Consider the following 24,103-nt stretch of genomic DNA (forward strand, 5'->3'; position numbering starts at 1 on the left):
GACAATTTCCGCTGAAAGAAAGTTTCATTTTCGCGAAAAAACCGCCCTCACAAGTGAAGACGGTTCAATTCCGTTATCGTTTGATTCTGTTTTGCTGATAAGCAAAATGGTTGGTAGGCCCGTGTCCAGATCCAATACGTAAAGGGAATTTGATGGCTTCATAGACAAAGGTTTCTGCTGTTTCAAAGGCTTCCTTCATCGAAAATCCTTTCGCAATTTCAGCTGTTAATGCTGCTGCAAACGTACAGCCTGTACCATGTGTATGTGGTGTATCAATATGTTCATTTGTGACTTCAATAAAGCCTTTTCCATCATACAGCAGGTCTGTAATCATCCCATCAGATGGACCATGGCCGCCTTTGATCACGACATGTTTCGTGCCTAGCTCATAAAGACGTTCTGCTGCTCGATAGCGATCGTCTTTTGTCTGAATACGTATACCTGTCAGTACTTCTGCCTCCGGGAGATTCGGTGTTACGGCATAACTGACAGGCAGTAACTGTGTTTTCATAGCAGAGACAGCATCTTCATTTAATAAAGAGGCGCCGCCTTTGGCAATCATGACTGGATCGACAATGAGCTTCAAGTCATATTGATTCGTTTTTTCGGCCACAGCACTGATCATTTCAGAACTCCACAGCATCCCTGTTTTTACAGCATCTGGCAGTAAGTCTTCTGCCACTGCATCTATTTGACGCTCTAACGCCTCGATTGAAAGCGGGTATATCCCGTGAACACCTAGTGTGTTTTGCGCAGTAATCGCTGTGATCGCAGACATTCCATACACACCGAGCTCCTGAAAAGTTTTCAAATCTGCCTGAATCCCTGCTCCGCCGCCAGAATCAGAACCCGCGATTGTGAATGCTTTTTTGATCGTCATTTCTTCACACCTCTCATTACCCAATCCATTGATGATAAATGGTTCTTGCTTTGGCAATATCATTCGTACCATGAACAAGCGCTCTGCCATCTTTAAATAAGACAAGTTTAAACTCATCCTTTTGACAAGAAAGCAAATATGGATTTTCAAGCACATCCATCCCTGCTTGCTTTAACCGAAGAGCTACTTCATGTAAAGGCGGCGGTGTTTCTGCTGCACTGCGGATTTGTACCGTATTGCGGCCGCATAGTACATCCGCCTTCGCTCTCTTGTCATATGAAAGAAATGGATAGGTCTTCAGTCCACAGCTTGGACATTGCTTCTTCTTTAAAGACGCGGCCGATCGAATATCAGACCGTTCGTTTTTCCATAAATCGAAGGATTTTAATATTGGAGTCACTTGATGTCCTGTTAAATATTTAAGTGCATCTGCCACTTGATATGCCGCCACTTGCTGCACAACTGGACTAATGATACCTGCTGTATCACATGTCATGCCTTGTGCGGGTAAATGTTCAAGCAGACAGTGTAAACACGGCGTCTCACCAGGGATCACAGTGAATTGAATGCCGTAACTCGCTACACAGGCCCCATAAAGGAACGGAATTTGATGTTTGACAGCGGCATCATTTCCGATCATTCTCACCTCAAAATTATCCGCTGCATCCACAATGATCGATGCCCCACTGACAAGTTCGTCAATATTGTGAGCAGTCACATCGATCACGATTCCTTTGAGGTGCACGTCACTGTTTACTTGCTTGAGTCTATTTTCAGCCGCCACAGCCTTTGGCAGCCGATCCTTCACGTCTTGCTCCGTGTAAAGCTGCTGACGCTGAAGGTTGCTCCATTCAATATAATCTCGGTCCAAAATGGTGACAGATCCAACGCCGGCACGAACGAGCATTTCAGCACTAGCGGTTCCAAGTGCCCCCGCTCCAATAATGACCGCCTTTGAGTCCTTTAGCCGATTTTGCCCCTCTGTTCCGATTGGCTGAAAAAGCTCTTGGCGTGAGTAACGAGTGCTCAAAATGACGGCATTCCTTCCTGTGGACTGCTCGCTGTCCCATAGTTTTTCAGCGGAATACGTCCTGCCTCGTAGCCTAGTCTTCCTGATTCAATCGCGAGTTTCATTGCTTTTGCCATTTTCACAGGATCCTTTGCACCAGAGACAGCGGTGTTTAGTAATACAGCGTCAGCTCCAAGCTCCATCGCATAAGCTGCATCCTTCGGAGAGCCTACGCCAGCATCAATAATGACCGGCACCTTCGCCTGCTCGATAATAAATGAGAGGTTCAGAGGATTTAGCAGGCCTTGGCCTGAACCAATTGGAGAAGCACCAGGCATGATGGCATGGACACCGAGTTCTTCTAATTTTCTTGCCAGCACCACATCATCAGATGTATATGGCAGCACGATAAATCCTTCTTCGAGCAGCATTTCAGATGCTTTTAATGTTTCAACTGGATCTGGCAGAAGAGACCTTGAACAGCCAATGACTTCTACCTTGATCATGTCACACAAGCCAGAAGCCTTTGCTAAACGGGCAATACGCACTGCCTCTTCTGCTGTACTTGCACCAGCTGTATTCGGAAGCAGCGTATATCTTGATAAATCAAGCTGCTCCAAAAAATTAGGCTGAGATGCTTCGAATATGTTCATTCTTCTGACAGCAAAGGTTAAAATTTCGGCTTCCGATACGTTCACCGCTTCTTTTTGAATTTCAAATGATGGGTACTTCCCTGTTCCGAGTAATAGTCTCGATGTGAATGTTTTTCCGCCAATGTGCAGCATTGGGTCATCCTCCTCCTACAAAGTGAACGATTTCAATCGTGTCATTTGGTTGAATTTCTACTTGTTGAAACGCTTCTTTATCAATGATTTCATGGTTCTTTTCAACGATCACCACACGGTTTTCAAGCTGATAGGATGATAGCAGATCATAGATCGTTCCATTCTCTTGATCGAAATCAATGATTCTGCCATTCAATTGAATCTTCATACGAATAGTGCCTCCTTTCGTCCAATACGAAACGCATGAAGCCATTCCTCTTTGACCGGTTCGTCTAATATCAGGTCACGAATGATTTCTCCAGTAATCGGCGCAAGTAAAATGCCATTCCTGTAATGCCCTGCAGCAAAAAGAATACGCTTGTCTTCTGGATGTCTTCCGATATAAGGATGCCGGTCGTTTGTCGCCGGACGAAGGCCTGCCCAGCACTCTTCAATCGGCATCTCCTTAATAGAAGGCATAAGCTGAGACGCCTTTTGAATCACAGCTTCCATGCCGCCAAGCGTTGGAACAGCCTGCCACTCGTTTGGCTTCATCGTTGCGCCGATGACAAGCTTTCCGCTATCTCGCTGAACGATATAACAATGATCATGATAAATGGTGTGTGCGAGCGCTGGACCGTTATTCCATACAGACACACATTCCCCTTTTACTGGATAAAGAGAATGCGATAATCCGAGCTCTTCAAAAAAACGGCCAGACCATACACCACTTGCGACTGTCAGGTCATCACATGTGAATGTGCCCTTCGATGTTCTGACAGTTAACACTTCTTTGTCCCGCTTCACTTCGATCACCGGTGTACACTCTTTCACATCTGCTCCGTACCGGACGGCCGCCTGCCATAAAGCCCTGCATACAGCGTAAGGCTCCACATGCACATCCTCTTCAATTAAACCTGCTCCCAGCATGTGATCTGTGATTTGAGGCATGCATTTTTTTACACTGCTTGCGTCAAGCCACTTAAATGTAGACAAATGCTGCATCCGGCAAAGGGTTTGTTTCTCTTCTTCTGTAAAGGCGACCTTCATGATACCGCCCGCTGAAGTTCGAATATCAATGCCTGATTCATGCAAAAGATCGACCTTTAATTTTTCGTACAATGCCTGGCTTGCTCTGCCTGCCTGAAAGAAAATATCCTCGTGACCCTCTCCTTCAGCATGTGCACCGAGCATCCCGGCAGCCGCACTTGTCGTTTGCTTCCCTATCTCACTCGCTTCAAATAAGACCACTTGTTTTCCTGCTTTTGCAAGGTGATAGGCGATTGACATCCCTATGATTCCACCACCAATGATTGCTACGTCATAATGCTTCTTCATAAGGATTCTCCTTTACCTTTTCAGAAAATGCTTGTGCCATCATACGCGGGTGATGATGAGTAAAAATCCCAGACATGACAGCGATTCCTTTCACATTTGCGTGTTTCAATTCTGGAACTCGTTCTGGGTTCACCCCGCCGATGGCCACCACTGGAATGGTTAGTGCAGAAGTCAGTTCTTTCACAAGCTGTACACCTCTTGCCTGAAGTCCTGGTTTACAAGAGGTGGCATATACGTGACCAAACATGACATACTCTGCTCCATTTTTCTCTGCTGCTTTCGCTTCTTCTATCGAATGGACAGACACTCCCGCATGAAGGTGAGGAAATTTTTTTCGCAGCTCTTTTGGCGAAAAGCTGTGGCCCGGGAGATGCACCCTGTGAATATTGGTAAGCAGCGCAACGTCTACTCTGTCATTGATCACGAGCTTTTCTTTCGGCACACCTTCTAAAAGGAGATTCTTCACGAGATCAACAAGCTCACTTGCTGTTTTAGACCGTTCCCGAATATGAATAAAATCCACTTCAGTCGCAATGGCTTTTATTTGTTTGATCAGTTCACCCGCAGGAAACGAATCATTTGTCACTGCGTGGAGTTCCATTTGCACCAACCCCATCTAAGCATGCTGTTTGCCACATTTCTTTTTGATACGCCATCTCCCAGAAGTGATATTCGTAATAGCTTGAAATCACAAAATTTTCTTTCATATTGGCCCGTACATGTTCTGGTGCTTTTTCCGCGAGTTCATCAAAGCGGTTCACCTGTTCGAAGACAAGTTCCTTAAACCAATCGCCTCCATATGTCAAAATCCATTCTTGGTAAATCGGATGGTCAGGTGTTGTTTGTTTCAGCTTTTCACCTACCTCATAATAGAGCCAGTAACATGGTAATAATGCGGCTAAAACCTCTTCAAACCGTCCGCTTTTTACAGATCGGTACATATGAGAGGTATACGCATAAGCAGTGGGGGAAGGCTTAAAGTTCTCAATGGCTTCATCAGAAATCTGCAGAAGCTCTGTAAATTTCCTATGCAGCGACAGCTCTGCTTCATACGTGCCCTGAGCATGATACGCCATTCTGCCCGTCGTATGTAAGTCATCACTAATCGCCGCTCCATATGCCTGCACCTTTGCAAAATGAGTTAAATAATACGAATCCTGCATCACATAATAGGTGAAACGATCGAGTGAAAGTGTGCCATCTCCAATCCCTTTGACAAAAGGATGCGTAAAGCTTCCATTCCACCATGCTGCTGCAGCCTCTTTACATTCTGTTGAAAACGTCATGTTCCTCTCCTCCTGTTTTTCCATATAAAAAAGCCACTTTCCGCGTGGAAAGTGGCTTGGAATTTGTAAAAAGCATAGTCAAAAACCGCACCACTTCCCTACGCAGGTATGAACCTGTTCAGGTAATGAGGGTCTAAAAGTCGACACTTTTATCTCAGCCCTTTTAAAGGACTCCCCTAGTGGATCAAATATATGATGTTGTACCTCTATCTTAATCAGGAATTGTTCATTGGTCAAGGGTTCATTGTCATTCTAATTGGGCTCTTAGTCCTGCCACATACTCCCGGGAGCCCGATACAAGCACACGGTCGCCGCTTCTAAGTGTCGTATCTCCATGCGGTACTAAGCTGTCTACCCCTCTGAAAATACGGACAAATACCAAATCACCGGTGAAAGGAAATTCTCTCAGCATGACATTATGATAACGATGATTGTTCATTTGAATTTGATACAAAGAAGAATCCTCATTTGTCAGCAATCGAATCGCATCAGGTGCTTCAATCAAAGCTCTTAGCACCGTTTTAGATGAAAGGAAAGTAGAAAACGTATCAATGCCCGCTTCCTTCAATGTCAGCTCTGCCTCTGCTTTGTTGACACTTGCAATGACCTGTTTTGCTCCTTCTTCTTTTGCAAATAAAGCAATTTCCTTATTTTTCGTCTCACTGCCTGTTGCGACGACAAGGACATCCTCTTGGCCGACGCCTGCCTTTCTCAGCGTCTCATCATCGTATTGTTCAATTGATTCGACTTCAAAGATAGAATCTGCCAGCAGCGCTTCCTTATTTTCTTGAAAAACATGCAAAATCCGAATGTCATATTCATCCTGATGCAAATCAAGTGTGACAGGTAAGGTCAGCTGATTTGCACCAATAAAGGTCACACGCTTCTTATGGCTTGCCGCTTGTTCTTTTTTAAACAGCGCTTTAAACCAAACAGGTGTTAAAATACTCGTTAACACAGCAACTAAAATCAGCGCTCCTGACATTTTATGATCAATGACCCCGAGCCGCTCACCAATCGTCGCAGCTGCAATGACAAGTGATAGCGTTGAAGTTAATAAAAAGCCGGAGCCAATGACCTTTTTCATGTCATACCATTTTTTCAAATAAAGAATCGGGATGAGCTTACTCATAAGCAGCGCAATAAACAGCAGCGGAATCATGATCATGATGGTTGGGTCCTTAAACAGTGCCCATATATTCAGATCTACTCCGACCATCACAAAAAAGATCGGGATTAAAAATCCGTAGCCAAATGAGTCCAGCTGCTGAACGAGCTCTTTATTTGGCGAAAGAAGGGACACAAGCACGCCAGCTAAAAACGCCCCAAGAATATTTTCAGCCCCGAGTGATTCAGATAAGGCAACTAAGACTATAATGAGAGTAAAGATTGCCCTTGTCCCAATTTGCACGGTTCCTTTAGACATCGACTGAAAAATTGACTTTGTCTTAAATACGCGGCCAAATAAATAAAGAAGAATGCCTGCAGCAAATAATAAGAGCAGGAGCCACATGTTCCCTGTTCCATCTCCATAAATGGAGGAAAACACAGCAAGTAAAATCATCGTGACCAAATCAGCAATGACAGCTACAAGCAAAATGATTTGACCGATATTCGTCTGCATCAACTTCTCCTCTTTTAAGGTTGGAACCACTACGCCTAATGAGATGGTAGAGATAATGAGCGTCATTAAAAAGGCATTTTGGATAAACCCTGCGAGTACAAACGCATAGGACAGGATAAAGGACATACAAAATACCCCGAGAAAAATAATGGTGGCTGCTTTAAATGTATTTGGTTCTTTTAAACCATTTGGAAGTTCTCTTGCTTTCTTCTTTGACTCAAAAGAAGAAAAATCTATTTCAAGCCCACTTAAAAACATCAGAAAAATAAAACCGAGCATGGATAATGTATCTAACCACGCATCATGTTCGACAACCAGTTGAAGACCGCTTTTCCCAATGATGAGCCCCATGATGATTTCAGCTACAACGACCGGAATGGTCAGCTTAAATCGGTGCAATAAAATAGGGGTGAAAAAGGCGACAATAATAACGACAACGAGTGATGAAACAGATGTATGCTCCATTGGCTAAAGCCTCCTAACATTCATGTTTAATTTTTTAAGTCTTACGTTAAAGCATTGATTCTAACAATTGCCCAAATGAAATGAAAGCCATTCGTTATATTTTCTAAAATTCAAACTTCTTTATATCCGAGGAATGGATGAAAAAATCAGGAGGAAACCTTATGAAATTCGATATTATTGGCGATATCCACGGCTGCTACGAAGAGCTGCTTACCCTCATATACAAACTAGGATACGAACTCAAACATGGATTACCCGTCCATCCTGATAAGAGAATGCTGGCCCTTGTTGGTGATTTAACAGATCGAGGACCTCAGTCAGTAGACGTCATGCGATTTGTCATTCATGCCTATTCACACGGCGCAATCCGCTATGTACCTGGCAACCATTGCTTTAAGCTTTACCGCTATTTAAAAGGAAATCCCGTCAAATTGCTTCATGGCATCGAAACCACAGTGAACGAAATAAAAAAACTGCCAATTCATGAACAAAACAAATTGTCACATGAATTTAAGCAGTTATTCGAGAAGGCTCCGCTTTATGATGTACTCATTCCTGATGAGCTGATTATTGCGCACGCAGCGATGAAGGAAAAGGATATTGGAAAAAAGCCGAATAAACAGATGCGGTCCTATCTATTATTTGGTGCCGTCACAGGAGAAACATGGCCAGATGGACGGCCTGTTCGGAAGGACTGGGCAAAGGAGTATCACGGAAAACCGTGGATTGTGTACGGCCATACACCAGTGAAAGAACCTCGATTCGTTGGCAGAACCGTCAATATTGATACAGGCTGCGTATTTGGCAACCAGCTGTCTGCCCTCACATACCCTGAGCTTAAAACAGTCTCTGTTTCTTCCTCTATGCCTTATGACGATTCAAGGTTTCAGCATTTCACATCATAAAAAAACCCGGCCCTGCGCTGCAGGTGACCGGGTTTCTCTATTTAAAGAAGCAAGGATTTCATGTCATCAGGAAGCGGAGCTGAAAATGTCATTTGCTCACCTGTCATCGGATGAGGAAACACAAGCGTCTCACTATGCAGTGCCTGCCTGTCTATCCGCTCTGTCGTTCCGCCATACAGCGTATCTCCGATGAGCGGATGCCCAAGAAATTGCATATGAACACGAATTTGATGTGTTCTCCCGGTTTCAAGTGAGAGAGACACATCTGACATGTTCAACTCAGCGATTACCGCTCGCACGGAATAATGCGTCACTGCCTCCTGCCCAGCATCATCCACCATCCGCTCGATGATACTATCCCCTTTTCGGGCAATTTTTGCAGCGATCGTTCCATGTTTTTCTGTGATCATACCATGTGTAAACGCTCTGTACGTTCGCTTAACCGCTCCACTTTTTTGCGCTTTTGATAAAAGGCTATGAGCAAAGCGATGCTTCGCCACAAGCATGACGCCAGATGTGTCACGATCAAGGCGGTTCACCAAATGAACCGTATGCCGAACAGACTGCTTGGCATAATGATGCAGCAATCCATTCGCAATACTGTGCTCAGGGTGCTCCCGAGATGGGATTGAAGGAATATATGGCCTTTTATTCAGCACAAGGACATGCTCGTCCTCAAATATAATATCAAGCGGAATGGGTGCAGGCTTCAGCCCTTCACTCACTTTTTCCTCGGGGAATAAAATGGTGAGACTGTCCCCTTCATGCAGCTCGCACTTCACGGTAACATGCTCTCCATTGATGAGGAGGTCACCGCCATCAAATTTAATATCTGTCAGCATTCTTTTCGAAATGCCAAGATCATTTAGATACTCCTTTAAAAGCATCCCTTCTTCTTTGGCTGTTATGGTTTTGTTTAACGTAAAGTATTCCAGCGGGAACAACCTCTTTCTTATTCTCCTTTTCCGATAAAGGAATCTTGCACCCTTTTCCAAAACGGAAACGGTCTAAATCTGGCAAAACGGACATTCTCGTCTGCCACCCGGCATTGAATGGATTTGACGTCTTTATGAAGCAGTGTCAAATGATCGATGGTCACCTGAAAATCGACATCATTCCTTGGTTTAATCACACAAGTATGGTGGTCAGGCAAAATAAGCGGTGAACCGACCGTCCGAAACACTCTGTTGTTGATTGAAGCCATTTCTGCCAGCTGAATGGCTCTAATGGAAGGGTGAATAATGGCACCACCCAGTGCCTTATTATAGGCCGTACTGCCAGATGGTGTAGACAGACAAAGACCGTCACCTCTAAATGTTTCAAACAGCTGACCCCTAATTTCAACATCTGCCACAAGTGTCCCTTCCATGCTTTTAATCGTACATTCATTCATCGCTAAATATTTCTCTTCTCTGCCGCCGTCGTTGTATCTGACAATGACTTCTAAGATCGGATATTCCACAATATGATAAGGCGTTTTCGCAATGGCTAAGACAAGTTTTTCAATTTCACTTGGCACCCAGTCAGCATAAAAACCAAGATGACCTGTATGAACACCGACAAAAGCTGTTTCATTTAGACGGTCGCTATAACGGTGAAAAGCATAAAGAAGGGTGCCGTCTCCACCAACCGTAATGACAAGGTCCGGTTCCTCTTCATTTAGTTCCATACCAAAATCCAATAAGTAGGTCTGAATTTTACTTTTGAGCGTGTCAGATACAGAATTCCCTTTTGAAGAAACTGCAAATTTCATGAATTCTTCTCCTTTTTCACCTTGCTGCTATGAGAGGGCAGCATCATATTTGATCAAACTGGCTCAGCTGTCGTTTTTCTTTTTCCGGGAAAATGCCACTTGAGCTTCTTGAATTTCCCCTCTGATTTCGGACATTTCTTCATCGAGACGAGATGCTGCCTCAGATGCTCTTTGAAGGCGCAGCTTGACCTTCTCCGGGATATTCCCGCTATATTTATAATTCAGAGAATGCTCAATGGTCGCCCAAAAGTTCATGGCAAGCGTACGAATTTGGATTTCGACGAGGAGCTGTTTCTCTCCGCTTACGGTTTGCAGCGGATATAACACAACAAGGTGGTACGAGCGGTATCCGCTTTCTTTATGTTCTGCAATATAGTCGCGTTTATCAACAACCACAAAGTCTTTACGTGACTGGAGCATTTTTTTCACGACTTGTATATCTTCTACAAACTGGCACATAATGCGAAGCCCAGCAATATCCTGCATCGTTTCAATCTCATGCATCGGGATGTTTTTACGCTTTGCCTTTTCTAATATGCTGGCAACGGGTTTCACTCGGCCTGTGACAAACTCTACTGGTGAATGGTCATCCTCGAATTCATACAGCTTTCGAATGCCTTTTAGTTTCACTTTTAATTCTTCGACTGCTTGTTTATACGGTGCGAGGAATTGATCCCATTGTTTTTTGTCCATGAAACTTCCCCCAATTCCATATACCTAATTATTTCAGAGGAATGTGCTTTTCACTTTCTCTTCCATATCTCCGTAATTGGCATTGTCTTTAATATTGTCGATTAAATAATCTAATTCCTGTTGAAGCTGAATGAGTTCTAGCGAATGTTCATCCGATGCCAAATAGACAGGGATGTCACGAATCATTGCTTCTTTTAATGGAGCCCATGTATGTTCCCCTAAAATAAGATACGAAAAGGACTCCTCGGTTTCAAGTATGTAAACGAACGCAAAGTGATCAGAATCAACAAGCATTTGTCCTGATGCTTTTGCTTTTTGGATTTGCTCTTCTGACTGGATTGTCAAAATCAGCCTGTCTTCTTTTAAAGTTGCTTCTGTGATTTCAATTCTGTTTTGCATCATGATCTCCTTTACAACAAAGTACAGCTTTATTTTATCATATCAAGTTCAATATTGATAAACCGAACTTTTTAAGAAAATCCTGTTTTTCTCTTTTAAATGATCCTTTTACATGATTCTTCATTCATTTTGGTCCATGCCTAAAGAAAATATAGAGAAAAAACAGTCTTTTACATGGTGAACACACTTCATGTACAATAATCATATTTCCTCTAAATGAAAGGTTGATGTCAAAATGGCACAGGAAATTGAAATAGAACTAAAGCAATTATTAATGAAAGAAGAATTTGAACAGCTGAAACAGCATTTTCAATTGAAGAATGCGGATTTCCACACGCAAACCAACTATTATTTTGATACACCTCAATTTGATATAAAATCTCAATTGGCTGCATTAAGAATGAGAGAAAAAGACGGTCATTGGGTTCTCACATTAAAGGAACCGCACGAGATAGGCTTGCTCGAAACCCACCAAACGATCGCTCCCCCATCACAACTTGACGATTTTGAGCTGCCAGAAGGTGAAGTTGCGGACAGATTAGACCACCTGAACATTCAAAAGGATCAAATTGTGTACTTTGGTTCGCTTGAAACGTCAAGAGCAGAAAAAATGATTGAAGAAGGCTTAATTGTTTTGGATCACAGCCGATATTTAACAGTAGAGGACTATGAACTTGAATTTGAAGTGAGCGACCTGGAAATCGGACAAGCCGCTTTCTCCGCATTGCTCCGCAAATTTCATATCCCAGTACGAAACACGAAAAACAAAGTAGTTCGTTTTTATGAAGAGAAAATGAAAACACAGAATAGATGAATTCCTTGAAGGAGGAACATGATGAACGTTAATCAACTTCAATCCTTTATGCAGCTTCAAGCGCTTAAAACGTTACAGACAGATTCAGCACAAACGCAAATGTCTGACGGTCAAGAATCAAATGCCCAAGCGTCATTTCAGTCGCTGCTGCAAGATTTTTTAGGCGGATCAGAATTATCACGTCTCCCGCTTTCCATCTCTGCTTTTATGGGCACGGACCCATCAACGGCTCCGAACACGCAATATGCGCGTACAAACCCATATTTATCTGCGATTGCCGGTAGTGATCAGCTTGAGGCCCAATCTTTGTATGCAAATGACAATCAATTGAATACAGCGAATGGCATTGGAAATGTCTTAAACAACAGCTACACCCCGCCGCTTCAAAAGGCTGTCTCAAGCGGGTCATCATCAAAAGAAATTAATCAAATCGTCTCACAAATGGCTCAAAAGCATGGCGTTCCTGAAAAGCTGATTCACGCGGTCATCAAGCAGGAATCCGGCTATCGCACGAATGCTGTCAGCCATGCAGGTGCGCTTGGGCTCATGCAGCTCATGCCATCTACGGCTAAGTCACTTGGCGTGAAGAACGCCTTTGATGCGTCCCAAAACATTGAAGGCGGAACGAAGTATTTAAAACAAATGCTCCATAAATATAACGGAAATATCTCACTCGCCTTAGCTGCCTATAATGCAGGTTCAGGAAATGTAGATAAATACGGGGGCATTCCTCCATTTAAAGAAACACAAAATTATGTCAAGAAAATCACAGCTCAATATTTCGCTTAAACCGAAGAGAATAACCTCTTCGGTTTTTTGTATGTCGCTTTTCCCCCTTTTTTGACTGAATGTGTTATGATATGGTCAATTGATCACGGAATCCGTTTCTCTCTTTATTTCGAGCAGACCAAAGCGGTTTGTTTGTGGAATCGAGTTGAGGTTGTTAAAATAAGTACAAGAATAGAAACAATAAAATAGAACAAACTGAATATCACTTTTGAAATAAATGAAATGCGCAATAGGGTGAGTCATCCTATTAACTACGAGTAAAAGGAGTAGTCAACATGGTACAATCGTTTAACGCACCTTACGAAGCGGTTGGAGAGGAACTTCTATCGCAACTTGTTGATACTTTTTATGAAAATGTAAAGTGTCATCCTTTGCTTCATCCTATTTTCCCGGATGACTTAAAAGAAACAGCAAGAAAGCAAAAACAGTTCTTAACGCAATATTTAGGCGGACCACCGCTTTATACAGAGGAGCATGGCCACCCAATGCTGCGGGCGAGACATCTCCCTTTTCCGATTACTGAGGAGCGGGCTGACGCATGGCTTGAATGCATGGAGGATGCAATGGATCAAGTAGGATTAACCGGCGATATTCGTGACTTTTTATTTGAGCGGCTTTCTCTGACGGCTCGCCATATGGTCAACCAAACACCTGAAAAGGATGGACGATCTTGAGCTGCAATACGCACGATCAATATTTCTCACACTGTCACGGACATCCTCAAAAGCCGATTGAAATCTATGTATTCATTGATCCTCTAAGCCCAGACTGCTGGTTATTAGAGCCATCCATTAAAAAATTAAAAATGAAATATGGCCGTTTTTTCACTTTACGAACGGTAACAAGCTCTAGTATTAATGCATTGAATCGGAAAAGAAAAAAGCATTTACTGACTGAAGCATGGGGGAAATTTGCCACTAAAACACAGACCAAAAAAGAACAAATGCTGTCTGAACAAATTGTGACATCACCCTACCTCGCCTCACTCGCACTAAAAGCGGCGGAGCTTCAAGGCAGAAAATGCGGAATGAAATTTTTGCGTCTCATTCAAGAATCACTTTTTTGCCATCAGCAGGATGTCACAAGTGAGCAGGTGCTGCTAGAAAATGCAAAAAATGCTGGACTGGACATCGAAGAATTCCAGCGTGACATTCATTCTCAAAGTGCTGTTAAAGCCCTACAATGTGATATGAAAATTGCAGCTGAAATGGACGTATCTGAGCTCCCAACCTTCGCCTTTTTTAATACCGTAAATGGAGATGAAGGATTAAAAATTTCAGGTGCCTACTCTTATGATATATACGAGGAAATTCTTTTTGAAATGATTGGTGAAAAACCAACACCTTCAGAACGGCCTCCAATTGAATGGTTTATTGCTTATTTTCAATTTGCTTCCGCAAAAGAGATAGCCGTTGTCTATGACTTGACGCTTGAAGAAGTTGAACGAGAAATGAAGAAGCTGGCTTTCGCTCAAAAGGTAGAACGTGTACAAGTGCAGCAAGAAATGTTTTGGCGCTATAAAGAGAATGATCACCATACAGATCTTGATGTCTATCGCTGTGAGAATGAACATGGGTGCTGACCCATGTTTTTTCTTTACCTCCACAAGGAACGTTTGTTCTAATTATAAACACGAAGAAACCGCGCCGGGATAAGCGCGGTTTCACTATGTCTTAACGACAACAAAGGGGATGGGAGAAATTTTTCACGGTCAAACAAAGGGGTAATGTTTGTATGTGATTAATTTCACATCTGTAGTATATCAAATTTTGTCGACTTATGACAACAGATATACTATATGTTCATATTTTTGTCACAAAACATAAGAGGGTTGTCACTTTCATATAGTAAAAGTAACAAAAAAATGGGGGGATCTGCATGCGCAGCACAACTATTGGACTTGTTGCCATTGGCTTATGTTTCTTTTTAAATATATTAGGCTTAATGAAGATGCTTCCTCTTTATTTGACGTCTCCACTCTTATTTGCTTCGATTCTTTTTACGCTTTATCGAATGAATCACCGTAAGACCTTTAGAGGTTTTAAAGGTTGATGATTGACAAGGAACGGCCTCGACATCTGAAGAGGTCTTTTTTTATGCGAAAAAAACTCCTGTCAAAAGATGAGATAGCACTCACACGTCTGACAGAAGTCTTTTCATTACTCACCTGTTTTGGAGATGAGCTCTTCCATTTCTTTTAGTTTTTCTTCGAACAATTGACATGCTGCTTCGATTGGTTCTTTAGAAGCCATATCAACACCTGCTTTTTTCAGCACATTGATTGGATAATCAGAGCTTCCTGCTTTAAGGAAATCTGTGTAGCGCTCTACCGCTGGTTTTCCTTCTTGTAATATTTGCTTGCTTAATGCCTGCGCCGCACTATAGCCTGTCGCGTATTGATACACATAATAGTTGTAATAGAAATGAGGGATTCTCGTCCACTCTAATCCAATTTCCTTATCAACCACCATGCCGTCACCAAAATACTTCTTGTTCAGGTCGTAATAAAGGTTCGTCATAAATTCTGGCGTTAAAGCCTCTCCTTCTTGTGCTTTCACATGAATAAGATGCTCAAACTCAGCAAACATCGTTTGTCTGAATACCGTTCCTCTAAATCCTTCTAATAAGTGGTTTAATACATACAAACGCTGCTTTTTATCGTCTAAATGATTAAGCAGGTATTCGCCTAGTAACGCTTCATTTGTAGTGGAAGCCACTTCAGCTACAAAGATACTATAGTTTCCATACGGATATGGCTGGTGCTTTCTTGTATAATAGCTGTGGACAGAGTGGCCAAATTCATGAGCCAGCGTAAACAAATTATCAATATTATTTTGCCAGTTCATGAGGATATAAGGATTTGTACCATAGCTTCCAGATGAATACGCACCGCTTCGCTTCCCTTTATTCTCATAAACGTCTACCCAGCGATTGTCGAGTCCTTCTTTTAACACGGACACATATTCTTCTCCTAATGGCGCTAACCCTTTCAGCATATAATCCTTTGCTTCATCGTAGGTTAGCTTCATGCCAGCATCTTTCACAAGTGGTGTATACAAATCGTAATTGTGCACTTCATCAAGCTTTAATACCTTTTTACGTAATTCAATATAGCGGTGTAATAACGGTAAATATTGATGAACTGTATCAATTAGATTGTCATACACTTCTTCCGGGATGCTGTTTCGTGATAGTGCTGCTTCTCTTGCCGATTTATAATTTCGTACTTTTGCATAAAAATTATCCTTCTTAATCGAACCGCTCAGTGTAGAAGCAAGTGTGTTCTTATACTGATCATACGTTTTATACACAGCTTTAAAGGCATTCTTTCTCACTTCACGATCATCACTATTTAAAAATGTGATAAAGTTGCCGTGGGTAATTTTCTTTTCCTCTCCATTCTCATCCTTTACAGAAGGGAACGAAATATCGGCGTTGTTAAACATACTAAAAGTAGTAGATGAAGATGAAAGTGGTTCAGATGCCTCAGCTAATAAAGCTTCCTGCTCCTCACTTAAAATATGTGGACGCTCTTTATTAATTTCTTCGAGAGCATGTGAATACAGTTTTAATTCTTCTTTTTCTAGTATGAATTGCTGCAATTTATCTTCTTGAATCGATAAAATCTCCGGAACAATATAAGCAGATGTACTAGACAGCTGTGTAAAGAGATTCGATGCTTTATCATTTAACGCCTGAAATGATGAGTTCGTTGTATCTTCATCGTATTTCATGTGCGCATATGTATAAAGCTTGCCAAGCTTTTCAGAAAGTTGATCCTGAAAGGTTAGGGCTTCATACAGGACATCAGCAGAATGGGCCAGCTTGCCTTTAAATTGAGCCAGCTTTGGAATTTCTTTTTTGACCGCTTCGAATTCCTTGTTCCATGCATCGACGCTTTCAAAAATATCTTCAAGACGCCATTTGTTTTCTTCTTTTACTTCGCTTCTGTCTGGTAAATGATTGTTTTTGTTTTGTGAAGTCATATGAATCCCCCTTGCATGAGTTGTGTTGAACCAACCTTTCGGAAAGTGAAAAAAATTGGTGTTGTATTTATCTTCTTTGTTTTGAACTATATTTGTCAAATCATATGCAGAAATAAATACCAAACAGACTAAAAAAATGAGAAAAAAGCGTTTCTTTCGATTCAATAGCAGCACCACCTTTTTCTTATCATGATCAAAGTGGTCATGAAACATGCTAATGAAATAAGAAAGCATCCCGTTTTAACACTTCATCTACTGTTCGTATAGGCATTTGATTCGACGATACTTCATAATTACCCTCTTTCGTCATATATAAAAACCCTTGTCTAACAAGCCCCTTTACATATGCAGTAATCACCTCTTTTATTTCTTCTCTTGAAACATCGCCATATCGGAGTTTTACTTCTTTCATCTGCACACATCGATTGATTTCCATCATCAGCTGTTGAATCGTCACTCTTCCGTTTCCTTTTTTCCTTATCATCCAATCATAGAGACACCCCTGCCAAACATACACGGGACTTGTAAAGATATACGCTTCTTGCAGCGGGATAAATAATTCAGTTGGCAAAAAAGGGAATGCCGTTTGATGATGCTCATAAAAAATATCTCTCAAACGTTTGCTTTCATTTGATAAAATGCGAGGAGGACGCTGCCTAAATTGCTGTATACATTTAAGCCATTGTTGGTTTACTTGACACTTGCTTGAGGGCGGAGATAAGAGTGCCGGAAGTTCGCGGTATGCTGAAGGTGGCCTGACAGTCATTGCGGCACATACTTTCGTTGGTTGAAACACGAGGAATTGATCAAGATGGATGAACCTATTCTGGATCGGGCAGAAAAAAATCAACCGACTTTTCTCTGATTCCCTTAAAATTCCCCAATGAATGGAGGAGAAAGAAAAAAGCTGGGCAGATTTTCGTTTTAAACGATTTGCCCCTATCATCCATATAGGTAAGAGCCCTGCTTCACGAAGACCTGCTGTTCTTCTTCGCAGCTCTTGCCGGGAAATATTTGCACATTGAAATTCGATTGCATAGGTTGCACTTCCTATAGAGACGGTCACATCAGGACGCTGATGAATCTTTGACATATACTTTTCCAGCGCCGGTTTATACCCAAGCCGCTTCAGCCAATTCATAATGGCTTCCTTTCCGGCCTGATGATAAGCCGTTTCGCCTGAGGCTAACGGACATGCTGTCAGCTGTTTATGCGCAAAATGATAGACACGATGCTCCCCTAGCTTTAATTGCACCTCCTCCCTGCATTCAGGACAATAAAATTTGCACGTCGTTCTTACATGCTCCAGCCGGCTTTTCGATAGATGATGTGTAATTCGGATAAGTTTACCGTTATCCATAATTGCTGCATTCATTCAGTTCGCCCCTTGCTCTTTGATGACCGTATTATAGCTTGTTCGTCTATAAGGAAGCGAATAGGCAAAATGAATTTTTATCGTATCAAAAGATGATTTTACTGATCATTTCCTCAGTAAAATAAAAAATCCCCCTTATAGAAAAGGGGGAAAATACAATCTTTATAAAAGTGGTGATAATAGTCTTGCTGTTGATTCAAACAGTCTGACCCTCAATGGTCTCTTTGCAAACTCTTCTGGAACAATTTCATGTGACTGCTCTAAATCACCTAAGAAATCGTTGACGAGCTTCTCTGTGCTTTTCGTTTTATAAAGGAAGGCATTCACTTCAAAGTTCAAATGAAAGCTTCTCATATCCATGTTTGCCGTTCCAATCGAAGCCAGCTCGCTATCCACAATAATAAATTTACTATGCATAAAGCCTTGATCATACTCGTACACCTTTGCCCCTGCGTCAAGAAGCTCCGGGAAGTATGAACGAGACGCATGGAAGACAATTCGTTTATCAGGATTCTTTGGAGCAATAATCCGTACATCTACTCCGCTCAATGCGGCAATTTTCAATGCGGACAAAATATCATCATCCGGCACAAAATACGGGGAAGCGATCCAAATGGATTTTTTGGCGGAGATGATCATGGAGAAAAAGAGATTTTTAATGACCTCCCACTGCTTGTCAGGCCCGCCAGCAATCATTTGTACGCCTTCTGTTGTACTCTCAAGTTGGCTGAAATCTTTGAAATAGTCCACACCTGAGCATCTTTCATTCGTCATATAATACCAATCCTGCATGAAAATCTGCTGGAGGTCGCGAACAGCTTCGCCCTTAATCATCAGGTGTGTATCACGCCAGAATCCATATTGTCTGCTTCTGCCCAAGTATTCGTCTCCAATGTTAAGCCCGCCGACAAATCCTACTTCTCCATCAATCACAACAATTTTTCTATGATTTCGGAAGTTGATTTTATTATTTAAAAGGGGGAGCCTTACTGGTAAGAACGGAACGATCTGAACGCCAGCCTTTTCTAGGTCAGCAATATATTGACGGGAGAGATTTAAGCTTCCTACATCGTCATATAAAAAGCGGACAATCACGCCATTTTTCGCTTTTTCAATGAGAATGTCCTTTAATTCTTGTCCAAGGTCATCGTGGCGGAGAATGTAATATTCTAAATGAATGTGATGTGTTGCTTTTTTAATCTCTTCAAAAATATGAGAGAATGTTTCTTCACCATTGGTTAAGACTTTAGAGGACGTGCGATATGTAATAGGAGTATGTCCAAGTCTGTGGGCCAGCTTAAATAAGAGCTGCTGATGATCACCCATATGCGTCATTTTTTCAATCGCTTCTCTATGGATACGTTCATCTTCCTGGATTAACTTCTCGTCCAATACCGCCTTCTTTTCAAACAGCCGGCGCTTTTTGATATTGCGTCCAAAGAAAATGTAGAACAAAAAGCCGAATAACGGAAAGCTGCCAAGCAGGACAAGCCATGTAATCGTTTGAGACGGATTCCGGTTCTCCAAGAAAATAACAAATCCGATGAAAATAATCGATAAAGTAAATAGAACACTGACAGAACTTAATACACTTACCGCTAAATCACCGACAATCAATTGGATGATTAAATAAGCACCTATCGTAATGATTAGAAAAAATAGAACTTTGACTAAATTTCTCATTTCATTTTTCTCCTTGCCGATCTCTTTATTTACCTATTCATTCAGATAAAAAAGCCGATTCCTCTACAGAAATCGACTTTTTGTTAGTTACGAGAAGTGCTGTTGAATCGTTTCAAGGGCATTCCCTTCGATAATCAGCTGACCGTATTCTTTCAGTCTGTAGATGCTGACCACTGATTCATGAGCATATTCAAGCAAAATGCTGAGCTTATTCTCCACTTGCTCATCTGACAAATCCTCGTGGAAGTCAACATATAGATAATAACGGTTTTCAAACGAATATAAACTTGTGGTAAAATCCTGCATATTTAATTGAGAAAGTGCAATCAAATCTTCAAAGTCATCCATTTTTAACACAAATTGAAGTTGAAGTTTTTTGTCCTTCTCATTATGTTCTTCTTGATCTTGCTCTTCTTTATTAAAATCATCAAGCAGTGCGTCTAAGCTTTCTTCATCTGTTTGACCTTTTTTATCTTCTGGAATCGGCAATTCGAGCTTTTGTCCATCTTTAGAAAGTTGGGCTTTTGTCACGACAATTTCAAGACCTTTGTCAAGTGCCTGTACTTGAATCCAAAGCGGCCCCTCTACTGCAAATTCTTCTTCTTCGTGCACTTCGTCCATTACTTCCCAAAACAGCTCTTCACTGCGCTCTCGATTGTACCAAATCTCTTCACGGTCAAATCCGCGATCTTCAATATCACCGTAGGAAATATAAAATTTGACTGTATGTTCATTTATTCTTTCGATTTCCATTTTGCCAACCTTCCCTTCTATATAAGATGTTGAAGGGACATACAAGCTCCCAATTAATAGTACTTTACTACACTTTACCCGTTCCGTCTACATGTTAACCTTTTAAAGAATTGAGGTATTGCTTCGTACTGTCTATTTTATGATAAAACATGAATAAAAGAAATAAAAACGCATTTTTTGCAGAGAAAACTTGCAGAAACATATATTTGAATTGTCTTCATATATTGGTTGTACGAGCTCTATTTGGGACATGAGGTGAAATGGATGGAAACAGAGTGGATCGTATCCTTACTGATGATTATTGGCATAGACCTGATTTTAGGCGGAGATAATGCGCTCATTATTGCGATGGCCAGTCGAAGCTTATCACATGAGAAACGCAATAAAGCCATTTGGATCGGCACACTTTTGGCCGTGCTGATGAGAATTACAATGACTGGTGCCGCAGTTTATTTATTGACTATCCCTTATTTGCAATTTATTGGCGGTCTTTTTCTCCTTTATATAGGATACAATCTGTTAATTGAACAAAAGAAGGAATCCATTCGGATTAAGAGCAGCGGTTCCCTTTGGCGTGCGGTTCAAACCATTGTGATTGCCGACCTCTTTATGTCACTTGATAATGTCATCGCAGTTGCAGGTGCAGCAAAAGGCAACATGCTACTGACCGCTTTTGGCCTCATGATTTCTGTACCGATTATTATTTGGGGAAGCAAGCTGATTCATGCAGCTTTAACCAAATTTCCGTTTCTTTTATACGGAGGAAGTGCGCTCTTGGCCTTTACAGGCGGTGAAATGATTGTGCGTGATGTGAAATTGACTGAATTTATGGCACAGCATGCCACGCTTGAATTGATGCTTCCGTTTTTAACCGTCATAGCGGTCATATTAGCCAGCCTCTTTTACGAACAAACGGCTGAAAACAAATAAAAAAAGCTGCCAAATGATTGGCAGCTTTTCGTTTTTCTATTAGTTAGCAAGTCGCTGAGCTTCTCTTAGTTGGAATGTACGAACCGTTCTTGGTAAGAAACGTCTAATTTCATCTTCATTGTATCCAACTTGTAATCTTTTTTCATCCAAGATAATTGGACGACGCAGAAGACCTGGATGCTCATTGATTAGTTTATACAATTGTTGAAGCGGCATTGTCTCAACATTGACATTTAGTTTTTGGAATACTTTTGAACGTGTTGAGATAATTTCATCTGTACCGTCTTCTGTCATTCGAAGAATTTCTTTGATTTCATCGATTGAAAGAGGCTCAGAAAAAATGTTTCTCTCTTGATATGGGATATTGTGCTCTTCTAACCACGCTCTTGCTTTTCTACATGATGTACAGCTTGGTGATGTGTATAATGTTACCATAAATCTTCACTCCTCAATTTGTAGAATGAATATTGATCTGTATTCTTAAATTAAAATTGTTCTAAATAAGTAATCTTTATAGTGATTATACTATAAAAAAGTAAGTGTGAACAGATTTTCTTGCAATTTTTGTGACAAAAACTAGACAATTTCATTCATTTTGTGGTGCTGCTTGATGTCTGAACATTCTCATTAAGTCGAGATGATCGAAAATATTTTTTTGCTTTCTATTTTCAATGACCTTCAATACATCATCAACGTCCTCATACGATTGTCCATACCATTCTTCATCTTTATACGTATGGATTCGTTCATAGGTCTTCCTCATGGCTTCCATGATCTCTTCCTCATGATTTGTAAGAGGCGACCAATAAAGAATTTCCATGCGGTTCACTTCATTTGTTGCAAGTGACCTGCGTTTATAACCGATTGATTCTGCATGTTTGAAGTGCTCTCTTTGGTAAAACTTTAAGCGTTTTGCAGTATCTGCATCATCTTCATCTACAGGCTCGACCTCAAGCAAGATCGGTTTCTTTTTTTCCTTCAGCTTATGAATAAGCTTTGATCCGAGGCCTTCACCTCTTGCATCTTTGGAAACAAATAAATAATCAATAAAGATGAAAGAATCAAATTCGGCGTACATCATCACATGATGAGGTCCTTCCTCCTTATGATAAATATCACTTCTTTCCTTTAATAAAGCTTCCATATGCTCTTTTGACTTCATTTCTTCTATCGGGAAGTATTCACTGAGCTTTTCATACCAATTCATGGATCTGCTCCTTATGCTATAGTTAAGAACCACTTCCTTAGATATTCCCGATTTCCTGCTATTTAAACGCCTGTACTAGTAAGACGCAGCAAAGTCTAAAGTAGTTTCACTTTTTTTCAATTAACGTAAAAAAAGTTTTATAACGAACGATTCATGACGAGTTGAATGCAGACAAACAGGATAAGTGTCATCGCAATTTGAAACATGATCAAATAAATATATTTTACACGCCGTGCCTCTTGCTTCTGACCGCTTGTCTTTCGGTTAAGCATATATTCCACCGAAAAAGACACAATTCCAATGAGCACCATAAACACGAGCATCCACTTTCCTCCGTTTGGTTTCCTGAAAAAAGACGATGAAAAAAGCATAAATACAATGAGAACATGAAGCAATGAATAACGATAAGTTTTCCAATTGGACATCTGATTTCCTCCGGTATCTGCTTGTACTTAACTAAAAATTACCATCATCTTGTTTTTTTGTAAAATAAAAAAAGAAGCACTGACTTATCAGTGCTTCTTTCTTCTTATGATTGTTTCGCCTGAAGCTCTTTGAATTCTTCCTCTGTGCAGCTCACAAAGTGACCTGGCTTCACTTCACGGAACTCGGTGTTTGTTCCTTTGTGAACAGATGGATCATACTTGATTCGTTTGCGGTTACGCTCATAATCAGGATCTGGAAGCGGAATCGCAGACAGCAATGATTTTGTATATGGATGCAGCGGGTTTTCGTATAATTCATTCGCTGGTGCCAGCTCAACCAATTTTCCGAAATACATCACGCCGATACGATCGCTGATGTATTTTACCATGGACAGGTCATGGGCAATGAATAAGTACGTTAAGCCTTTTTCCTCTTGAAGCTCTTTCAATAAGTTGACGACCTGCGCTTGGATCGACACGTCTAATGCAGAGATTGGTTCATCGGCGATGATGAAATCTGGCTCTACTGCTAATGCACGTGCAATTCCGATACGCTGCCTTTGACCACCTGAGAATTCATGCGGGTATCTGTTCGCATGCTCTTTGTTCAAGCCAACCGTTTCAAGTAATTGGTACACACGTTCTTTACGCGCCTGCTTTGTTTTCGCAAGGCCATGAATATCGATGCCCTCTGCAATAATATCAAGCACTGTCATTCTAGGGTTGAGTGAAGCATATGGATCTTGGAAGATCATCTGCATTTGACGGTTGAACTCAAGCATTTTTTGTCTTGATTTCTTCCCGTGTACATTTTCCCCTTTATAAATAACCTCACCATCCGTCGCATCATAAAGTCTAATGATCGAACGGCCCGTAGTGGATTTACCACAACCAGACTCACCTACAAGACCTAGCGTTTCACCTTTGTAAATATCAAATGAAACACCGTCAACTGCTTTCACAGTTCCTCTTGCTGTATGGAAATGCTGCTTCAAATTTTTAATTTCTAACAGTTTTTCTGCCAT

27 protein-coding genes and 1 riboswitch are annotated in these 24,103 nt (G+C 41.3%); of the genes, 7 read left to right on the top strand and 20 right to left on the bottom strand.

Annotated elements, in window-relative coordinates; translation table 11 throughout:
- Nucleotides 1–73: 73 nt before the first annotated feature.
- From thiD to NSS92_RS08695, 8 genes are all read right to left on the bottom strand, one after another.
- Nucleotides 74–880 carry a bifunctional hydroxymethylpyrimidine kinase/phosphomethylpyrimidine kinase gene (gene thiD / locus NSS92_RS08660; RefSeq protein WP_267586032.1) on the bottom strand — a complete coding sequence of 269 codons (807 nt, stop codon included), beginning with the start codon at nt 878–880 and terminating at the stop codon, nt 74–76.
- A 16-nt stretch (nt 881–896) separates the two neighbouring features.
- Complete coding sequence (locus NSS92_RS08665; protein WP_340867345.1) at nt 897–1,910, bottom strand: thiazole biosynthesis adenylyltransferase ThiF; 1,014 nt, start codon at nt 1,908–1,910, stop codon at nt 897–899.
- Entirely contained in the window at nt 1,907–2,674 is a 768-nt protein-coding gene (locus NSS92_RS08670) for a thiazole synthase (protein ID WP_142944524.1), read from the bottom strand. The genes NSS92_RS08665 and NSS92_RS08670 overlap by 4 nt, the downstream gene beginning before the upstream one ends.
- Before the next feature lie 4 nt (nt 2,675–2,678).
- Nucleotides 2,679–2,882: a sulfur carrier protein ThiS gene (thiS, locus tag NSS92_RS08675; protein WP_267586029.1), complete on the bottom strand. Its 204-nt coding sequence runs from the start codon at nt 2,880–2,882 to the stop codon at nt 2,679–2,681.
- Nucleotides 2,879–3,991, bottom strand: a complete 1,113-nt coding sequence (gene thiO, locus NSS92_RS08680) for a glycine oxidase ThiO (protein ID WP_340867346.1) — start codon at nt 3,989–3,991, stop codon at nt 2,879–2,881. Before thiO ends, thiS begins: the two co-directional genes overlap by 4 nt.
- On the bottom strand, nt 3,975–4,592 hold the full coding sequence (gene tenI, locus NSS92_RS08685; protein WP_340867347.1) for a thiazole tautomerase TenI: 618 nt from the start codon (nt 4,590–4,592) through the stop codon (nt 3,975–3,977). The genes thiO and tenI overlap by 17 nt, the downstream gene beginning before the upstream one ends.
- A complete protein-coding gene (tenA, locus tag NSS92_RS08690; protein ID WP_340867348.1) occupies nt 4,567–5,277 on the bottom strand; it encodes a thiaminase II in 711 nt (236 codons plus the stop codon). The genes tenI and tenA overlap by 26 nt, the downstream gene beginning before the upstream one ends.
- A 78-nt stretch (nt 5,278–5,355) precedes the next feature.
- Nucleotides 5,356–5,465, bottom strand: a riboswitch (TPP riboswitch).
- Nucleotides 5,466–5,524: 59 nt separating this feature from the next.
- On the bottom strand, nt 5,525–7,366 hold the full coding sequence (locus NSS92_RS08695) for a monovalent cation:proton antiporter family protein (protein WP_075622822.1): 1,842 nt from the start codon (nt 7,364–7,366) through the stop codon (nt 5,525–5,527).
- Nucleotides 7,367–7,527: 161 nt separating this feature from the next.
- On the opposite strand from NSS92_RS08695, the gene prpE reads away from it, so the two are divergent.
- A complete protein-coding gene (gene prpE / locus NSS92_RS08700; RefSeq protein ID WP_267586025.1) occupies nt 7,528–8,271 on the top strand; it encodes a bis(5'-nucleosyl)-tetraphosphatase PrpE in 744 nt (247 codons plus the stop codon).
- Nucleotides 8,272–8,312: 41 nt separating this feature from the next.
- Here prpE and NSS92_RS08705 read toward each other — a convergent pair whose 3' ends face one another.
- The 4 genes from NSS92_RS08705 to NSS92_RS08720 form a co-directional block, all read right to left on the bottom strand.
- Nucleotides 8,313–9,215 (bottom strand): RluA family pseudouridine synthase, encoded by a 903-nt coding sequence (locus NSS92_RS08705; protein ID WP_340867349.1) that lies wholly within the window; start codon nt 9,213–9,215, stop codon nt 8,313–8,315.
- 8 nt (nt 9,216–9,223) lie between these two features.
- The gene (locus tag NSS92_RS08710; protein WP_003211364.1) at nt 9,224–10,024 is read right to left on the bottom strand and encodes an NAD kinase; all 801 of its coding nucleotides are present in this window, start codon (nt 10,022–10,024) and stop codon (nt 9,224–9,226) included.
- A 63-nt stretch (nt 10,025–10,087) separates the two neighbouring features.
- Complete coding sequence (locus NSS92_RS08715; protein ID WP_024425028.1) at nt 10,088–10,717, bottom strand: GTP pyrophosphokinase; 630 nt, start codon at nt 10,715–10,717, stop codon at nt 10,088–10,090.
- Between the two features lie 33 nt (nt 10,718–10,750).
- Nucleotides 10,751–11,116: a UPF0738 family protein gene (locus NSS92_RS08720; protein ID WP_142944517.1), complete on the bottom strand. Its 366-nt coding sequence runs from the start codon at nt 11,114–11,116 to the stop codon at nt 10,751–10,753.
- A gap of 235 nt (nt 11,117–11,351) precedes the next feature.
- Here NSS92_RS08720 and NSS92_RS08725 point away from each other — a divergent pair, with 235 nt between their 5' ends.
- The 5 genes from NSS92_RS08725 to NSS92_RS08745 all read left to right on the top strand — a co-directional run bounded on the left by NSS92_RS08725 (nt 11,352) and on the right by NSS92_RS08745 (nt 14,771).
- Nucleotides 11,352–11,930 (top strand): CYTH domain-containing protein, encoded by a 579-nt coding sequence (locus NSS92_RS08725; protein ID WP_267586022.1) that lies wholly within the window; start codon nt 11,352–11,354, stop codon nt 11,928–11,930.
- A gap of 21 nt (nt 11,931–11,951) precedes the next feature.
- Nucleotides 11,952–12,719 (top strand): lytic transglycosylase domain-containing protein, encoded by a 768-nt coding sequence (locus NSS92_RS08730; RefSeq protein ID WP_340867350.1) that lies wholly within the window; start codon nt 11,952–11,954, stop codon nt 12,717–12,719.
- Between the two features lie 275 nt (nt 12,720–12,994).
- Nucleotides 12,995–13,393 carry a globin domain-containing protein gene (locus NSS92_RS08735; protein ID WP_008355333.1) on the top strand — a complete coding sequence of 133 codons (399 nt, stop codon included), beginning with the start codon at nt 12,995–12,997 and terminating at the stop codon, nt 13,391–13,393.
- On the top strand, nt 13,390–14,301 hold the full coding sequence (locus tag NSS92_RS08740; protein WP_046310562.1) for a ClpXP adapter SpxH family protein: 912 nt from the start codon (nt 13,390–13,392) through the stop codon (nt 14,299–14,301). The genes NSS92_RS08735 and NSS92_RS08740 overlap by 4 nt, the downstream gene beginning before the upstream one ends.
- A gap of 296 nt (nt 14,302–14,597) precedes the next feature.
- Nucleotides 14,598–14,771, top strand: coding sequence for a hypothetical protein (locus NSS92_RS08745; RefSeq protein ID WP_024425034.1), 174 nt, complete (start codon nt 14,598–14,600; stop codon nt 14,769–14,771).
- A 107-nt stretch (nt 14,772–14,878) separates the two neighbouring features.
- Here the strand turns inward: NSS92_RS08745 and pepF are convergent, their stop codons facing one another.
- The 4 genes from pepF to mecA form a co-directional block, all read right to left on the bottom strand.
- Nucleotides 14,879–16,705 (bottom strand): oligoendopeptidase F, encoded by a 1,827-nt coding sequence (pepF, locus tag NSS92_RS08750; protein ID WP_282707040.1) that lies wholly within the window; start codon nt 16,703–16,705, stop codon nt 14,879–14,881.
- 214 nt (nt 16,706–16,919) lie between these two features.
- The gene (locus NSS92_RS08755; protein ID WP_340867351.1) at nt 16,920–18,080 is read right to left on the bottom strand and encodes a competence protein CoiA; all 1,161 of its coding nucleotides are present in this window, start codon (nt 18,078–18,080) and stop codon (nt 16,920–16,922) included.
- Nucleotides 18,081–18,242: 162 nt separating this feature from the next.
- Nucleotides 18,243–19,763 carry a cardiolipin synthase gene (cls, locus tag NSS92_RS08760; protein WP_340867352.1) on the bottom strand — a complete coding sequence of 507 codons (1,521 nt, stop codon included), beginning with the start codon at nt 19,761–19,763 and terminating at the stop codon, nt 18,243–18,245.
- Between the two features lie 87 nt (nt 19,764–19,850).
- Nucleotides 19,851–20,516 carry an adaptor protein MecA gene (gene mecA / locus NSS92_RS08765; protein WP_251215649.1) on the bottom strand — a complete coding sequence of 222 codons (666 nt, stop codon included), beginning with the start codon at nt 20,514–20,516 and terminating at the stop codon, nt 19,851–19,853.
- A 264-nt stretch (nt 20,517–20,780) separates the two neighbouring features.
- Between mecA and NSS92_RS08770 the strand changes: the two genes are divergently transcribed.
- The gene (locus NSS92_RS08770; protein WP_267586018.1) at nt 20,781–21,446 is read left to right on the top strand and encodes a TerC family protein; all 666 of its coding nucleotides are present in this window, start codon (nt 20,781–20,783) and stop codon (nt 21,444–21,446) included.
- A 39-nt stretch (nt 21,447–21,485) separates the two neighbouring features.
- Here NSS92_RS08770 and spxA read toward each other — a convergent pair whose 3' ends face one another.
- The 4 genes from spxA to NSS92_RS08790 form a co-directional block, all read right to left on the bottom strand.
- Nucleotides 21,486–21,881 (bottom strand): transcriptional regulator SpxA, encoded by a 396-nt coding sequence (gene spxA, locus NSS92_RS08775; RefSeq protein WP_003211421.1) that lies wholly within the window; start codon nt 21,879–21,881, stop codon nt 21,486–21,488.
- A gap of 151 nt (nt 21,882–22,032) precedes the next feature.
- Entirely contained in the window at nt 22,033–22,653 is a 621-nt protein-coding gene (locus tag NSS92_RS08780; RefSeq protein ID WP_340867353.1) for a GNAT family N-acetyltransferase, read from the bottom strand.
- Nucleotides 22,654–22,790: 137 nt separating this feature from the next.
- On the bottom strand, nt 22,791–23,078 hold the full coding sequence (locus NSS92_RS08785; protein ID WP_340867354.1) for a hypothetical protein: 288 nt from the start codon (nt 23,076–23,078) through the stop codon (nt 22,791–22,793).
- A 104-nt stretch (nt 23,079–23,182) separates the two neighbouring features.
- Nucleotides 23,183–24,103 carry an ABC transporter ATP-binding protein gene (locus NSS92_RS08790; RefSeq protein WP_267586015.1) on the bottom strand — a complete coding sequence of 307 codons (921 nt, stop codon included), beginning with the start codon at nt 24,101–24,103 and terminating at the stop codon, nt 23,183–23,185.

The organism is Bacillus sp. FSL M8-0166, from assembly GCF_038008825.1.
GTDB lineage: Bacteria > Bacillota > Bacilli > Bacillales > Bacillaceae > Bacillus > Bacillus safensis.